The sequence below is a fragment of the Streptomyces sp. ISL-98 genome (genome assembly GCF_018614055.1).
GTDB lineage: Bacteria > Actinomycetota > Actinomycetes > Streptomycetales > Streptomycetaceae > Streptomyces > Streptomyces spiramyceticus.
In genome coordinates this window covers 186,212-201,309 of sequence record NZ_JAGGPB010000025.1, presented here as the reverse complement: position 1 = coordinate 201,309, position 15,098 = coordinate 186,212, and the positions used below count along the sequence as shown (strand labels likewise).

General features: G+C 70.6%; 14 protein-coding genes. 5 read left to right on the top strand and 9 right to left on the bottom strand.

Going from position 1 to position 15,098, the window contains the following annotated elements:
- Positions 1 to 120 precede the first annotated feature (120 nt).
- Positions 121 to 1,740 carry a transcriptional regulator gene (locus J7I98_RS42250; protein WP_285438044.1) on the top strand — a complete coding sequence of 540 codons (1,620 nt, stop codon included), beginning with the start codon at positions 121 to 123 and terminating at the stop codon, positions 1,738 to 1,740.
- A 56-nt stretch (positions 1,741 to 1,796) separates the two neighbouring features.
- Here the strand turns inward: J7I98_RS42250 and J7I98_RS18280 are convergent, their stop codons facing one another.
- From J7I98_RS18280 to J7I98_RS18270, 3 genes are read right to left on the bottom strand one after another with little or no spacing between them, the layout of a single operon-like run.
- Positions 1,797 to 2,810: an NAD(P)/FAD-dependent oxidoreductase gene (locus J7I98_RS18280; RefSeq protein ID WP_214921781.1), complete on the bottom strand. Its 1,014-nt coding sequence runs from the start codon at positions 2,808 to 2,810 to the stop codon at positions 1,797 to 1,799.
- Positions 2,807 to 3,349: an isoprenylcysteine carboxyl methyltransferase family protein gene (locus tag J7I98_RS18275; RefSeq protein ID WP_214921780.1), complete on the bottom strand. Its 543-nt coding sequence runs from the start codon at positions 3,347 to 3,349 to the stop codon at positions 2,807 to 2,809. Before J7I98_RS18275 ends, J7I98_RS18280 begins: the two co-directional genes overlap by 4 nt.
- Positions 3,350 to 3,377: 28 nt before the next feature.
- On the bottom strand, positions 3,378 to 4,433 hold the full coding sequence (locus J7I98_RS18270) for a type III polyketide synthase (RefSeq protein ID WP_214921779.1): 1,056 nt from the start codon (positions 4,431 to 4,433) through the stop codon (positions 3,378 to 3,380).
- Positions 4,434 to 4,555: 122 nt separating this feature from the next.
- On the opposite strand from J7I98_RS18270, the gene J7I98_RS18265 reads away from it, so the two are divergent.
- Positions 4,556 to 5,467 (top strand): UbiA family prenyltransferase, encoded by a 912-nt coding sequence (locus J7I98_RS18265; RefSeq protein ID WP_374225143.1) that lies wholly within the window; start codon positions 4,556 to 4,558, stop codon positions 5,465 to 5,467.
- A 6-nt stretch (positions 5,468 to 5,473) separates the two neighbouring features.
- Here J7I98_RS18265 and J7I98_RS18260 read toward each other — a convergent pair whose 3' ends face one another.
- Positions 5,474 to 6,214, bottom strand: a complete 741-nt coding sequence (locus J7I98_RS18260; protein WP_214921778.1) for a YqjF family protein — start codon at positions 6,212 to 6,214, stop codon at positions 5,474 to 5,476.
- A 145-nt stretch (positions 6,215 to 6,359) separates the two neighbouring features.
- On the opposite strand from J7I98_RS18260, the gene J7I98_RS18255 reads away from it, so the two are divergent.
- Positions 6,360 to 6,779 (top strand): phage holin family protein, encoded by a 420-nt coding sequence (locus J7I98_RS18255; protein WP_214921777.1) that lies wholly within the window; start codon positions 6,360 to 6,362, stop codon positions 6,777 to 6,779.
- Positions 6,776 to 7,216: a DUF3618 domain-containing protein gene (locus J7I98_RS18250; protein WP_214921776.1), complete on the top strand. Its 441-nt coding sequence runs from the start codon at positions 6,776 to 6,778 to the stop codon at positions 7,214 to 7,216. Before J7I98_RS18255 ends, J7I98_RS18250 begins: the two co-directional genes overlap by 4 nt.
- 86 nt (positions 7,217 to 7,302) lie before the next feature.
- Here J7I98_RS18250 and J7I98_RS18245 read toward each other — a convergent pair whose 3' ends face one another.
- The 3 genes from J7I98_RS18245 to J7I98_RS18235 all read right to left on the bottom strand — a co-directional run bounded on the left by J7I98_RS18245 (position 7,303) and on the right by J7I98_RS18235 (position 10,809).
- Positions 7,303 to 8,370, bottom strand: coding sequence for a polyprenyl synthetase family protein (locus J7I98_RS18245; RefSeq protein WP_214921775.1), 1,068 nt, complete (start codon positions 8,368 to 8,370; stop codon positions 7,303 to 7,305).
- Positions 8,367 to 9,431, bottom strand: coding sequence for a lipopolysaccharide assembly protein LapB (locus tag J7I98_RS18240; protein ID WP_214921774.1), 1,065 nt, complete (start codon positions 9,429 to 9,431; stop codon positions 8,367 to 8,369). Before J7I98_RS18240 ends, J7I98_RS18245 begins: the two co-directional genes overlap by 4 nt.
- Positions 9,432 to 9,600: 169 nt before the next feature.
- Complete coding sequence (locus J7I98_RS18235) at positions 9,601 to 10,809, bottom strand: exo-alpha-sialidase (protein WP_214921773.1); 1,209 nt, start codon at positions 10,807 to 10,809, stop codon at positions 9,601 to 9,603.
- A gap of 261 nt (positions 10,810 to 11,070) precedes the next feature.
- Between J7I98_RS18235 and J7I98_RS18230 the strand changes: the two genes are divergently transcribed.
- Entirely contained in the window at positions 11,071 to 13,098 is a 2,028-nt protein-coding gene (locus tag J7I98_RS18230) for a S8 family serine peptidase (protein WP_251020807.1), read from the top strand.
- A 7-nt stretch (positions 13,099 to 13,105) separates the two neighbouring features.
- On the opposite strand, the gene J7I98_RS18225 is transcribed toward J7I98_RS18230, so the two are convergent.
- Both J7I98_RS18225 and J7I98_RS18220 read right to left on the bottom strand, forming a co-directional pair.
- The gene (locus tag J7I98_RS18225) at positions 13,106 to 14,032 is read right to left on the bottom strand and encodes a 2-dehydropantoate 2-reductase (protein WP_214921772.1); all 927 of its coding nucleotides are present in this window, start codon (positions 14,030 to 14,032) and stop codon (positions 13,106 to 13,108) included.
- Positions 14,032 to 15,027: a zinc-binding dehydrogenase gene (locus tag J7I98_RS18220; RefSeq protein ID WP_214921771.1), complete on the bottom strand. Its 996-nt coding sequence runs from the start codon at positions 15,025 to 15,027 to the stop codon at positions 14,032 to 14,034. The genes J7I98_RS18225 and J7I98_RS18220 overlap by 1 nt, the downstream gene beginning before the upstream one ends.
- Between the last annotated feature and the right edge of the window lie 71 nt (positions 15,028 to 15,098).

Sequence of the window (15,098 nt, the reverse complement as noted above, 5' to 3'; positions counted from 1 at the left end):
CCGACCAGCGCAATGCCAACGCGGGTGTACGGGATGGTGGAACCATTCCACCCCCACTGACGTGGGGATATGCGGGTGGGGTGGAATGCGGCCCGGAATGGCGGAGGGGCGGGGGGACGGATGAGCACGTCGAGAGAAGCCGAAGTCGAGCTTTTCGCGGAGCAGGTGCGCGCGCTCAAGGAACGCTCGGGCCGGAGCTACGGGGCCCTGGCGCGGCGCCTGGGCGTGAGCGCGTCGACACTGCACCGGTACGGCTCGGGCGAGGCGGTACCGGCGCACTTCGCGCCGGTAGAACGGCTGGCGCGGCTGTGCGGCGCACCACCGCAGGAGCTGCTCGAATTGCACCGACTGTGGATCCTGGCGGACGCGACCCGGCGCCCGCAGACCATCCGGAAGACGGCCTCTACGACGGCGGCTTCGACGCCGCCCTCTGAGACGTCGGTGCCTATGGTGTCGGCTCGTACGGGGTCGGTGCCCACTGCGTCGGCCCCTACGGTGTCGGTACCGGGGTTGGTACCCACGACGTCGGCCCACACGGCGTCGGCCCACAAGGCGTCGGCCCACAAGGGGCCGACCCGAGTCACCGCGACCCTGGGGCCGGCGTCGGCACCCGCGACACCGGACTCAACGCGTGCCCCCGCTACCCAGCAGCCCGCGGCCCCGCAACCCGCAGCTCCCGATCACGCGGCCCACCCCGCACCGGTCGCGCAGCCCCCCGGGCCGGCCGAGCCGGCGCCGTCCCCCGGGCCCCCGACCCACGTCACCGCAGCCCCAATTCCCTCGCCCCGCCGACCGCGACGCCTGCGCAAGGTGGTTCTTGCCGCGGCCGCGGTTGTCGCCGTCGCCTCCGGGCTTGCCGCGCTGGCCTTTGCGGGGCCCGGGTCCGGAGCCGCGGACGACCGCCGTTCCGTCGCCTCCATCGACGGGGCCAGCGACGACCGGACGGGACCACCGCCGACCGGCAGCCCCACCGGGCACCCGAGCAAGTCCGGTGGCGCCAAGGCGTCAACCAGCGCGCCCCCGCGCCGGAACCCTGCTCGCAGCACGCCGCCCACCACCACAGGCCCGCGCGCCCCGGCCCCCAAGACCGGCGGCGCAACAGGCACCGCCGTCCCGTTCACCTGGACCGCCGACTCCGACGTCTGGCAGAGCGGCTGCAACCACAACTACCTGATCAACCGCAGCCCGGACCAGGTCCCTCCGCCCCCCGTGGAACAGGACGCCAAACAGTGGGCGCGCTCCCTCGGCGCACTGCACGGCGGCGACACCAATGTGCGTATCTCCCTCCAGGGCACCTCCGAGAAGACGGTGGTGCTTGAGGCACTTCGCGTGCGCGTCACCGAGCGCGCCGTGCCCGTCAAGCGGAACGTCTACGGGATGAACAACGGCTGCGGCGGCGCACTCAGCCCGCGCTACATCGACGTGAACCTCGACGCCCCGCGCCCCGTCGCCCGTTCCGTCGCGGGTTTCGACGGCGTGGCCGGAACCCGGATTCCGGCGGTTTCGTTCCCGTACACCGTGACGGCCTCAGACCCCGAGGTGCTGCTGGTGACCTCCAGGACGGTCAACTGCGACTGCTACTGGTACCTGGAGCTGGAGTGGAGCAGCGGCGCGCGCTCGGGCACGGTCCGGATCAGCGACAACGGACGACCCTTCCGCACCAGCGGCACCAAGGGAATGCCGCGCTACGAGTACGCCGCCACCGACCGCCGCTGGATCACCAGCCAGGATCACGGGTAGCTGACCAGGATCGGTCGGCGCGCTGCCCGACACGCCTCCGTAAGCCGTGCAGCGCGTCACTGGAGCGCATGGACAGCCGCGGCGAAGGCCGACGGCAGCCTGGCCGCCGCCGGTACCACCAGGCGAGCTGCGGCGGCGTGACCGCTCAGCCGTACGAGACCCTCCGTCAGCAGGCGATGCCTACGGGACAGCCGCCGCCAGCACCCCTCGTACGCCTGAGGCCGCCCAGACCTCAGGCAGCGCACAGCCGCTTCGGCCGAAGCCATCGCGAGGGCGAGTCCCTCGCCGGTGAGCGCGTCGGTGTAACCCGCCGCGTCGCCCACGAGCAGTACCCGCCCCGCGGTACGGCGGCGTGCCCGCTGGCGCAGTGGGCCGGCGCCGCGTACCGGGGTGGCGGTGGGGCCGTCAAGGAGCTGGAGCAGCCGAGGGAAGTGGGCCAGGTGTGCATCGTAGCCGCGCCTCACTGTGCTCAGTACGGCCACTCCGACCAGGCCGTCGCCGACTGGTGTCACGTACGCCTCGCCGAACGGCGACCAGTGCACTTCGACGAAGTCCGTCCACGGATCCACCCGGTAGTGCCTTCGCAGGCCGAAGCGCCGGGGCCGACGGCTGGGAAGGTCCAGGCCGAGCGAGTGGCGCAGCGGCGAGTGCAGCCCGTCCGCGGCGGCCAGCCAGCGCGCCTGCAGCCCTCCCGCGCTCACCGTGTCCGTACTCTGCCGCACCTCTCCGACCCTGCCGGTGACGACCCTGACGCCGAGTTCGGCAGCCCGCCGGGCCAGCGCCGCATGCAACTCCGTACGGCGAACACCAAGACCCGAGCCGTCGCGGAAGAGGGCCTCCGCGCAATACCGTCCGTCCACATAGCGAATGCCGCGCAGTGCCCGACCGCCGACGCGGACGCCCAGGGCGTCCAGAGCCAGTACACCGCCGGGCATGATCCCCTCGCCGCATGCCTTGTCCACCGGGGTGCTGCGCTGTTCGATCACCACCGCTTCCATGCCGGCCGACGCCGCGTGGATGGCCGTGGCCAGCCCGGCCGGCCCGCCGCCCGCCACCAGCAGGTCGATCACAGCCCGGCACCCGCCCTGCTGCCGACAGCGGCGCGCGCGGGAGTCAGCGCCCGGTTCTCGCAGCGAATCCGTACGGTGAGGAGTGCGGCGTTGAGTACGGTGAAAATCAGGGCGGTCACCCAGGCGCCGTGCACCAGCGGCAGGGCCAGCCCTTCGGCCACTACCGCCACGTAGTTGGGATGGCTCAGCCACCGGTACGGGCCGCTCGCGACCAGGGGAAGATCCGGTACGACCAGCACGCGGGTGTTCCAACGCGGCCCCAGCGTGCGGATGCACCACCAGCGCAGAGCCTGTGCCGCCACCACGACGGCGGCCATGGCCCACCCGAGCGCCGGGTCGAACGACCGCCCTGCCAGCCGGACTTCCGCCAGGCAGCCGACGAGCAGCCCGGTGTGCAGGGCCACCATCGCCGGATAGTGCCGCTGTCCCGCTTCGACGGCCCCGCGGGCCAGGCTCCAGCGGGCGTTGCGGCGGGCCACGACGAGCTCGGCGACGCGCTCCGCGCCGACCGCCAGGACCAGCAAGGTGAACCAGAGCATGGGTTGCCCTCCCTAGCAATCCAATGGCCTACCAGCGGAGCAGGACGAGTTCGGAGCAGAACCCCGGGCCCATGGCGAGCAGCAGTCCGGCCGTGCCGGCCGGTGGGCGGCGCTGGGCAAGGGTGTCGCGCAGGACGTGGAGCACCGAGGCCGACGAGAGGTTGCCCACTGCCGCCAGTGAACTCCAGGTCAAGTCGAGTGCGCCGTCCGGCAGTTCAAGGGCCTCTTCGACAGCCTCAAGCACTTTGGCGCCGCCGGGGTGGCATACCCAGGCAGCGATGTCCTCCCGGCGGAGACCGTGATCCGCGAGGAATGCGTCGACGTCCGCGGCGAGGTTCTTGCGCACGACATCAGGGACACTCGCATCCAGTACGACGCGGAAGCCGGAGGCCGTGATGTCCCAGCCCAGCACGTGCTCGGTGTCCGGATAGAGATGACTGCGCGTCTCGACCACCACCGGCCCGCTGGCGGCCGTACGCCGCGCGCCGCACGCGACGACAGCCGCGGCGCCGTCCCCGAACAGCGCGCCGGCGACGAGATTGGCCGGTGAGGCGTCGCTGCGCTGGAAGGTGAGAGAGCACAGCTCCACCGACAGAAGGACGGCCACGTCGTCGGGGCGGCCCAGAAGGTAGTCGTGCAGCCGGGCGATTCCGGCCGCCCCCGCGACGCACCCCAGCCCGAAGATGGGGACGCGTTTGACGTCCGGGCGCAGTCCGAGCGGCCCCACGAGGCGAGCGTCGACCGACGGTGCGGCGATGCCGGTCACCGAGGTGAACATCAGGAGGTCGACGTCGCGCGGCGAGAGGCCCGCCGCGTCCAGTGCCGCGCCGACCGCCTCGCCACCGAGGCTCACGGCCCCCTCGATGAAGGCGTCGTTGACCGCCCCGAAATCGCGAAGTTCCGCGTATGCGTCGAGCGGCAGCACCGTATGACGGGTTTTCACCTTCGCGCTGTCGTGCAGCCGGTCGAGTACGCAGCGATCCGTCCCCTCGGGCAGACATACGCGGGCGATCATGTCCGTGATCTCTCGTTGGGCGTGCCGGTGAGGAGCCAAAACTCCGTGAACAGCGGCGATCCGGGTCATCTGCGGTCCGAGGTCGAGAACGGGGGACCTTGCAATGAGTGCCCCCGCTCGGCACCGCATCACGCCATGTCGCCCGTCCGGCGGCTTGCCTCCGCGACGGCCGGGCTGCCTAGCATGAGCGCGTGGACGCGGACGTGGGCGCTGATGTGGACGTGGACGCTACGGGCCGGGCCGAAGCGGCACCCCCGGCATCGGCGTCCTCCGGCGCGAGGCTTCAAGCCGGGGCCGGCCTCCTGAAGGCGTGTCACCCCGGCCCGACCGCAGCGGTCACCCTCCTGATGACCGGGATGGCGGTGGCCGGCGGTCAGGTCGCGGGACGGTGCCTGCTGGTCGCCGCCGCCGTGCTGACAGGGCAGTTGTCCGTCGGCTGGAGCAACGACGCCGTCGACGCCGTACGTGACACCACCGCCCGGCGTCGCACCAAACCCGTGGTCGCCGGCACGGTGAGCGTCACCGCCGTACGCCGCGCCGCGATCACCGCCCTGGCCCTCTGCGTACCGCTGTCCCTCGCCTACGGTCCACTCGCCGGTACGGTCCACCTCATCGGGGTCGCCGCAGCCTGGACGTACAACCTCCGGCTGAAGGCCACCCCGCTGTCCTGGCTGCCGTACGCCGTGGGATTCGCGGCGCTCCCTGCCTTCGTATCGCTCGGCCTGGCGGGACGGCCCTGGCCCGCGTGGTGGGTCGTCGCCTCCGCAGCGCTGCTCGGAGTCGGCGCGCACCTGGCGAACGTGCTCCCGGACATCGCTGCCGATCTGGCGACCGGCGTACACGGCTGGCCCCAGCGGCTGGGCCCCACCCGCGCGCGACTGTTGCTGCCGCTTCCTCTCGTGACGGCCACCGCACTGCTCGCCCTCGCCCGTCCCGGCCCGGTCGGTATTGCCGGTGCGACCGCCCTGGCGGTGGCGCTGATCGTGGCGGTCGGCAGCGCGCTGCTGGGCCACCGGTGGCCGAGGCTGCCGTTTCTCGGGGCGATCGGCATCGCCGCGGCCGATGTCGCCCTGCTGCTCCAGCAGGGCGCAACCATCACCTGACGCCCGTCACGGCGCCAGGGCCGAGGCCGAGGAACGACTGCGGCAGGCCACGGCCGGACGTGTCACTCCCAGCCGTACGGGCCCGACTCCCGGGGAGTAATGAACGACAGGCTCTCCGACAGGAGCCGAGAGGCCCGCGCCCACGGTGAGGGTCTCGTCCAGGTCGAGCAGTGTGACGCGTGCCAGGCGATACGGAGGGTGCTCGACCGGTGTCTCCCAGAGCAGGCCCGCTCTCCGGGTGAAGGCCCGCCATCGTGTGGTCAGCCAGGCATCCTGTTCGGTCATCTCGACCGGAGCGCCCGTACGTACCGTCAGCCGGTATCGGGGGCCGCCACCGCGGCGTTCCCCGGTGTAGTGGACGACAGGACCGTCCGTCCCGATCTTCAGGTTCCCTGCGTGGTAGGGGACACCTGCCAGACGGGCGGCTGTCATGATCGGATTGCCGGCCTCGATGGACAGGAACCACAGGCCGCGTCTGCCGTCCGGAAGTCGTACGTACGTTCGTACATTCGTTTCGCTGAATTCCTGGCCCGGTACGGCGACCACACCGAGGGCCTTCACCTCGGTCATCAGGAAGGGGGTGACGCCCACCCATGCGGCGTTGCGGAACACATCCACCCGAAGGCCGCCCGGCAACAGGGCCTGTACCTCCTCCGGGGCGTACGGCCAATTCAGAAAGGTCTGGCTGAGCCACCGCGCCGTCAGCAGGGGAAACACGACCGGCTGCTCCGCCGAAAACGACGTCACACCCAGCACATGCCCCCGACGGCAAAGGGGTACGCGCCGAAAGACAGCAGCCACACCACACGCAACGAGGGAGAGGACCCGTGGTGGCAACACGGAAGGCCGGAAACCGTTAGGCCGCTGCTGCCCCGAAAGGCAGGTCACGACAATGAGCAGAACACTGGATCACCCGCCCCGCACTGACACCGAGCAGTCGGTGGGCGAGCTGGTCAAGCAGGCATCGGAGCAGATCTCCCAGCTGATGCGGCAGGAGCTGCAGCTGGCGCAGGCCGAGATGCGGCAGAAGGGCAAACGGTTCGGGCTCGGCAGCGGCCTGTTCGGCGGAGCCGGTGTGATCGGTTTCGTCGCCCTGCTGGCAGGCGTGGCCACCGCGATCGTGGCTCTGGACCTGGTCTGGCCGCTGTGGCTTTCTGCCCTGGCCGTCACCGGCGCGCTGCTCGTGACGGCGGCTGTACTCGCCCTCGTGGGCAAGAAGCAGGTCAGCCGGGCCATCCCTCCCGCACCCGAGCAGGCCATCGCCGGTGTCAAGGCCGACGTGGCCGAGATCAAGGAGAGGGCACGGCGATGACGAAACACCGACGGGGGCACAACTCCCACCGCTCCACACTCACTCCCGAGGAATTGCGGGAGCAGGTGGCGGGAACCCGCGAGAAGCTGGGCCGTACGGTCGACGCGCTGGCAGCCAAGGCCGACATCAGAACTCAGGCACAGGAGAAGGCGGCCAAGGCCAGGAGCCAGGTGCAGGACAAGGCCGCCCACGCCCTCCATGCCGCGCAGGACAAGACCCCTCAGCCGGTCCGCGAGAAGGCCGCACACGCCAAGGAACAGCTGACCGGAACGGCCCACGTCCTTGGACAGAAGATCGAGGACAGGACACCGCAGCCGGTGCGGGAGAGGGCCTATCAGGCGGCAGAGGGAGTACGGGTCGACCGAGCAGTGCTGCTGTTCGCCGGTCTGGCCGTGCTCGCCGCAGTCATCATCATGCGGCGTGGCAGGAGGACCTGATCCAGGCGTCACCGTCTCCCGGGAGAGCGACTGCGCAGATCACACCTTGGATCACACCCGGGAGACGGCTCGCGTGGGGCGAGTGGTCACATTCTGCGGTCGATGAGGAACGGCAGGAGTGTGAGGATCTCGCCGACCGCCGCCGGCGCCAACGAGACGCTGTCCAGGCATGCGCGGGCGCTGTCCAGGTGGTGGTGCGCCTCGGCCAGGGTGGCCGAGCGTCCGCCCGCGTCTTCGATGAGCTCGGCGGCCCGCCGGGCGGTGACGTCGTCGAGCGGCTCGCCCGAGGTGAGCAGCGCGACGAGGTGCCGTGCGGCCGGTCCGTCCGTGGCCAGGGCTGCCAGGACGGGGTACGTCTTCTTCAGCCGGCGCAGATCGTTGTGCACCGGCTTGCCTGTCACCTGCGGGTCTCCCCAGATCCCGAGCAGGTCGTCCACCGCCTGGAATGCCACCCCGAGATGCCGGCCCGCTCGGGCCAGGACATCGACGGTGGGAGCCGGGGCCCCGGCGAGCACGGCGCCCAGTCCGGCAGCGCAGCCGAGCAGCGCGCCGGTCTTGTGGCCGGCCATGGACCGGTACTCGTCCGGCCGCACCGCGTCCGGCCCCGTCCACGGCCGGGACTCGAACAGCAGGTCCTCCGCCTGACCGCGCACCAGGTCGTTGAGCGTCGAGGCCAGGTGCCGCACCGCCGCCGCGCTGTGTACGGTGCGGGAGTTCGCCAGGGTCTCCACGGCCAGGGCGAACAGTGCGTCCCCCGCCAACACCGCGGGGCCGGTGCCGTAGGCCTTCCACACGGTCGCGCGCTGCCTGCGTGTTTCGTCGCCGTCCATGATGTCGTCGTGCAGAAGCGAGAACGTGTGGATCAGCTCGACGGCCACCGCGCCGACCACGGCGCTCTCCCCGGGGGCGCCCGCCGCCTCGGCGCAGAGCACGGTCAGCGCCTGGCGCACTCCCTTGCCGTGCGAGCCGCGTGAGCCGTGCGTGCCGGGGACGAGCGTGCCGCCCACTTCGCTCCAGCCGAGCGAGAAGGCGGCCATCTCGGCCGGCCAGGGGTGTAGGCGCTGGACCGCTTGCGTGAGGGCCGGCCGCACAAGGTCGCGGCAGCGGGCGAGGATCTGCGGTGCGGTGGCCGGGGCTGTTGTGGGCATCGTCATCGTGGGCCGACTTCCTCGCCCGCCGCCGTGGCGAGAGGTATGACCCCGAGTTCGGCATGGGCCTTGTCGACCATGTCCCGGGCGTGACGCAGGCCGATCCGGTCGAGCGTACGGCCCAACTCGTCCAGTTCCGCGGCCGTTTCGGCCCGGTCCCGGCCGAGGTGGGCGCGTGCCTTGACCAGTCCCAGCCGGGCCAGCGCCTCGCCCCGCGGCTCGCTCATGGCACGGAACTCCGCGAGCGCCTGCTCGTAGGCCTCTCGGGCTTCGCCGTAACGGCGGGCGCGGTAAAGCACGTTGGCGCGCATTTTGTGGTTGTAGGCGAGAGCGCTGGACAACTTCATCTCGCGGCACGTGAGTTCGGCCTCGGCGAGCAGGGAGAGGGCTCGCTCCGGGTTGTCCTCCCGCAGGGAGATGATGTCGGCCATGCCGCGCAGGGCCCACGCGCGTCCCCGCCGGTCGTCCGCCTTCCCGGCTATCTCGGCCGCTTCCTCGAACATCGCGAGGGCCGTGTCGTACGAACCGGTGTTGCGGTGAATCTGTGCGATGCCCTCCAGCGCCCACACGGTGTGGCGGGCCTCGCCGCGCTGGCGTGCTTCGGCGAGCAGTTGCTCGTGCAGGACAGCTACGGCCTGGTAGTCGCCCTGTATTCGTCCGGTCTCCGCCAGACCGGCCAGGGAGTAGCCGCGGGCCACTACGTCGCCTCCGCGCTTGCCCATGTCGGCGGCGAGGCCGAGCAGTCGGAAGGCCAGTGCCAGCGCGCCCCGCTGACGGGCGAGCGTGCCGCCGCTCCACAGTGCCCAGGCCATGGCCCCGAGGTCACCGGCCGATCGGGCGGCCCGGTAGCTGGCTTTCCAGGCCTGGTCGGCTTCCTTGATGTTGCCCAGTCTGCGGTGCGCCTCGGCAACGGCGAGCCCGGACCGCGCCACCTCCTGCTGCGAGCCGGAGAGTTCGGCTGCCCTCAAGTGCTCGGTTCCCTCGGCCAGTACGTCCGTCAGGGAGGAGTTCACCGACAGTTTGGTGAGGGCGCCTTGGTACTCGGGCGCGAATGCCTTGCTGTGCATGGATGCCTTTCGTGCACGGCCAGGGCAACAGCGGGTAACTATACGCTCTATGTATACATGCAGTGTATAGCTGGCTGATGCCCGGACCTTTTGACGCTCCGGGGATCTGGGCGCCGCCCGTCACCTGCGGCGAAGCGCCCTGCTGTGGACCAAGACGCCTGCCGCGGGCTCAGGGTTGCTTGCCTGCGGAGAGTTTCGGCGAACGAAACTGTGTGTAGCGGATCGTGTCGTGATAGGTCAGCTTCCCTGTTTCGTAGAGCAGGCCGACTGTGCGCGAGTTCGTCTGCACCAAGTCCGAGTAGCCGGCCGGGTCTCCCGACGCCGACCAGAGAGGCTGCCACGACCGGCCGCCGTCGGCGCTGGCCCGCACCTGCATGCGAAACCGCCCGTCCGGGTTTGACGGACCGGAGTACAGCAACGGGCCGCTTCGCAGTCCGCTCCGCAGTCCGCGGGAGACCTGCAACACGCTCCCCTGGACCGTCGGCCCCGTCAGCTCGGGCTGCGGCCGGAACGGGACGGACAGCGTCAGGCCGCCGTCGGTGCTGTAGGCGTCCGCGCGTGTGCCTTCGGCCTTCCGGTCGTGGTCACGCGCGTTGATGTAGACCCTGCCGTCCGGGAGCTCGGCCAGCGTGCTCTCGTTGAGCGCGAGCGGGCCGCCGGCGGATCGGCTCACATAACCGATGCGCCACGTGTGCCCGCCGTCGTCGCTGTAGAGGGAGTGCCCACCGCTGCGTCCGTTGGCGCCGGAACTGTGATTCGCGGGTACCAGCAGCCGGTCCCGGTCGAACCCGTGTCGCAGGGCGACCGCATGACCCGGGCCGACCGCGTACCACCGCCAGCCGGACGGTTTGACGGATCCGGTGATGTCCCGCTGCCGTGACCAGGTCCTCCCGCCGTCGTCGCTCCGCTGGACGTACACACGACGTACGGACGGAACGACCTGACCCGACGTCACCTGCGCCTTTGTGGCTCCGTCGATCGTCCGGCAGGTCACCAGCACGATGTCACCGCTGACGGGGTCGATGACCGGCACGGGATTGCCGACCGTGTCCTTCCCGGCGTCCGCGACCAGCTGGAGCGGCCGCCACGTGCATCCGCCGTCGAAGGAGCGACGCAGGACCAGATCGATGTCACCGTTGTCCGCCGGGGAATTGCGCCGGCCCTCGGCAAAGGCGAGCAGCGCACCGCCGGGTACCTGGAGCGCGGCCGGAATGCGGAAGGTGTGATAGCCGGAATCACCCGACCGGTAGGGCACGGACGCCGGGCACCGAGCCGCGCCGCTGTGCGCCGCGGGTGCCGGTGCCTGGGCCACGCCCAGGCCGGCGACCAGTGTCAGCAGCAGTGCCAGGCGCCGGCCGGCAGTCGTATGGAGTCTCATCGCGTCTCTCGTCCGGTGCGGCGTTCACAGACTTCGTCTCCGACTGACCCGAAGAACATACAAGCGAACATAACGTCAGAAAACGCCCACACTTGCGAACGCCACGCGAGAGGTTGTGAGCGGAAGCAGTCACGTGCGTCGCGGGAGGCGGGGCAGGCGCACGCGGCCGCGGTAGGCGCGTCGGCCGCGCCGTGACACACCCGGCTCATATGGTGACAGACTGTAATCATCTGTCAGTCGTGCGATCCGGGGAGTGTGGCAATGGCTCGTATCACCATCAACGGCGTGACCGTGGACCCGTTGGTCCAGTCGCGGGAGATGGCCAGTGCATCGCTGGTCTCCGAGGACGCTTCCGCGTCCAACTACCTGCTCGTCCAGACCACGCACGTACCCTCCGCCGAGGAGAAGCAGCAACTGGCGGCGCTCGGCGTGGTGATCCACGAATACGTTCCGGAGAGCACCTATCTGTGCGGCTACCGGCCCTCCGATCTGGAGGCCGTACGCGCACTGCCCTTCGTGGCCTGGACGGACGTCTATCTCAAGGGCTTCAAAATCGCGCCGTCACTGCGGTCGGACCGCCTGCGCCCGGCCGTCGCCGTCCTGGCCGAGCCCATGGAGGCGGCGGGCCCCGCTCCCCGTACGGTCGACGTCGTCCTGCACGAGGACGTCGACACGGGCTCGGACGGAGTGCGCGAGCGGATTGCCGGGGCCGTCGGTGCCCGCGCCGGCGATGTCCGGCCCAACCGCCGCAAGGTGCGCATGACGGTCCGGGAGGAGGATCTGCCCGCGCTGGCCGACCTCGACGAAGTGCAGCATGTCGAGGAGGTCGCCGAGGTGGGGCTGCACAACACCCTCGCCGGAACACTGATGCACAGTCAGATCTCGCTCAACGGCACGAAGTTCCGGGGCGATGGCCAGGTTGTGGCCGTCGCCGACACCGGCTTCGACCGCGGCTCCACTGCAGACGTGCACCCCGCCTTCACCGGCCGCGTCGTCCGCCTGATCGCCCTCGGCCGTACGAACCCCAAGCAGGTGGACGACCCGGACGGCCACGGGACACACGTGGCGGGCTCGGTCCTCGGCGACGGTACGTCGGCATCGATGGGCGGCCCGATCACGGGCACGGCGCCCGAGGCGCGACTGGTCCTGCAGTCCCTCCTGGACGAGAACGGCCGACTCGGGGGCATCCCGGACGACCTCCGCGACCTGTTCGAGCCGCCCTTCCTGGAGGACGGGGCGCGGATCCACACCAACTCCTGGGGCCCGACCCGCCCGAGTCTGCCGTACGACACCAGAGCGTTCGAGACCGACAAGATGGTCTGGGACAACAAGGAGTACGTCATCTGCTTCTCGGCGGGCAACAGCGGTCACGACCGGGACCGTGACGGCCGTGTCAACCAGGCATCCGTCAGCGGGCAGGCGGGCGCCAAGAACTGCATCACCATCGGCGCCAGCGAAGGCAGCCGCCCCGACATCCCCCTCACCTACGGCCAGCTGAGGCCCACCTCGTTCCCCGCGAACCCGATCCGCGACGACCGGCAGGCGAGCAACCCGGCCGGGATGGCGGCGTTCAGCAGCCGTGGGCCGTCCCAGGAAGGCCGTATCAAGCCCGATGTCGTCGGCCCCGGCACGTCGATCCTGTCGGCGCACTCGCGCGCGGCGGGGCCCGACACGCTCTTCGGCGTCTCCTCGGACCCCGCGTTCTTCTTCAGCAGCGGCACCAGCATGTCCACACCGCTGGTCGCGGGCTGCGTGGCGGTGCTGCGCGAGGCCCTGATGAAGAACGGCACCCCCAGGCCGAGCGCGGCGCTCCTGAAGGCCATGCTGATCAATGGCGCGGTGGACCTCCCCGGCCAGTACAACCCCACCGAGGCGGGCCTCTCCCCGAACAACAACTCCGGCTTCGGCCTCGTCAACCTCGAACGCTCCGCTGTCCTGCCCGGCGACGGCAACCGGGCGGGCTTCGCCGACGAGGAGGAGCTGGAGCAGGGCGAGGAGCGTACGTTCCGTATCAGCGTCCCGGAGCAGGCCGGTCACACCCTGAAGATCACCCTGGTCTGGACGGACCCGCCCGGTCCGGCCCTGCAGAACGACCTCGACCTCATCGTCCGGGCGGGCGCCCAGGAACGCCACGGAAACATGGGCACGGAACCCGGATTCGACCGCGTCAACAACGTCGAGCAGGTGCGCTGGCAGAACATCCCCGCCGGGGACGCGGAGGTCGTTGTCCGCGCCCACCGGATCACCCAGTTCGCCCAGCCGTACGCCGTCGCCTGGCGCCTCTCCTGACGCGTACTCACATGGTGAGCGTGCGATGTTGATGGACACGCAAGTGCAGTGTGGCCAAGTCGAGCAGGGGCGTGTCGACCGACAGGGCGCGTGCGCGCGTCACCAGGTCGCCGAAGACGTGCTCGACTTCGGCCGCGCGGCCGTCGACGACATCGCGGTACATGGAGGGGGCGAACGAGGACAACGGCTGGGTCACCGTTGCTGTGGTGGCGGCGAGTTCGTCCGCCGGGACGGGGAAACCGGCGGCTGCCGCCACCGCAGCGGCCTCGGCGAGGATGGCGGGACCGAGGCGGGATCCGCCGGGGACGGCATTGACGTCGCCGACCGTGCCGCGCATCAGGCAGGTCAGTGCACCGACGGTGGTGATGAAGACCCACTTGTGCCACATCGCCGCAACGATGTCGGCGGACACGCCCGCGTCGATTCCCGCGTCGGCCAGCAGCGCTCGGATTCTGTCCACGCGCGGTGACGGGCGGCCGTCCTGTTCCCCGATGGTCAGGCCCGCGAGCGGTGCGAGGCGGACGATGTCTCCGTCGCTGTTCAGGGTGGTGACGACCTTGGCCACGCCGCCCAGGACCGGTCCGGCGCCGAACCGGGCGTTGAGCTCGTCGAGGTGAGCCATGCCGTTGAGCATGGGCACGATCGCGCTCTGCGGACCGATCGCCGGGGCGGCATCGTCGATGGCCTGCTTGAAGGCGGTGGCCTTCACCGACAGCAACACCAGATCGTAGGGACGATCCGAGAGTTCGGCAGCGGTGACCAACTCCGGAGCGATGACCTCTTCCTCCGCCAGACCGGTGATACGCAGACCTCTATCCCGCAGGGCAGTGGCGCGGTGGGGGCGGACGAGGAAGGTGACATCCGCTCCCGCCCGGACGAGACGTGCGCCGAAGAAGCCTCCGGTGGCTCCGGCGCCGACGACCAGAATCCTCATCAGTGTGAACCTTCCGGGTCGTCGGATACCCGCAGCAGCAGCTTGCCCGTCGACGTACGACCGCCCATCAGCGTGTGAGCTGCGGCCGCCTCCGAAAGGGGGAACTCGGCAGTGACAGGGAGTTCCACGACGCCCTCGGTGACGGTGCGGAAGGCACGCTCGGCGAGCGACCGCAGGGCGTCGGGAGCCGACACTGCGAGAGCGAGGATGGAGAAGCCCCCGACCGAACGGCCCTCCGCGTAGAGCTCGGGCTGCCCCACCTGCCACGGCTGCGCCCCACTCGCGTTCCCGAAGGACACCAGGCGCCCGAAGACGGCCAGCGCGTCGAGGCCCCGGCGGAGGGTGTCGCCACCTACCGGGTCGAGCACCAGGTCGACGCCTCGGCCACCGGTGGCGCGGCGGACCTCATCGGCGAAGGAGTCGCCCACGAACACCTCGTCGTAGCCGTACTTGAGGGCGTACCCGGCCTTGGCCGTGGAGGAGACCACGCCGTACACCGCGCCCGCGCCCGCGGCCCGGGCCAACTGCCCGGCCACTGTGCCGACACCGCCGGCCGCACCGTGCACCAGCACGCTCTCGCCGGCGCGCAGCCGCCCCACCTCGTGCAGCAGGGCATGCGCGGTCGGCAGCACGGTGGGGAGAGTGGCCCCCGTACGCAGATCGACGCCTTCCGGGAGCGGGAAGACGGTGGCGGCCTCCGTGACGGCGACCTCCGCATAGGCACCGCCGCTGGTGAGTGCGGCGACTTCCTGGCCGGGGCGCAGCCCTTCGACGCCCTCGCCGACGGCGCGGATCCGGCCGGACACTTCCAGGCCGGGGACGTAGGGCAGTGACCCCACGCGGTAGCCCTCGGCGCGCGCCTTGAGGTCCGCGAAGTTCACGCCCGCATATGCGACATCGATGCTGACCTGGCCCGGTCCCGGCTCGGGGACGTCGGCCCGTACGACCTTCAATACCTCGGGATCGCCGTACTCCCGGAACTCGATTGCACGCATGGCAGCACACACCCTTCGGGCAAAGTGTTCAATGGAAAGCGAACACTCGAAGTGTAAGATGACGATCGAAC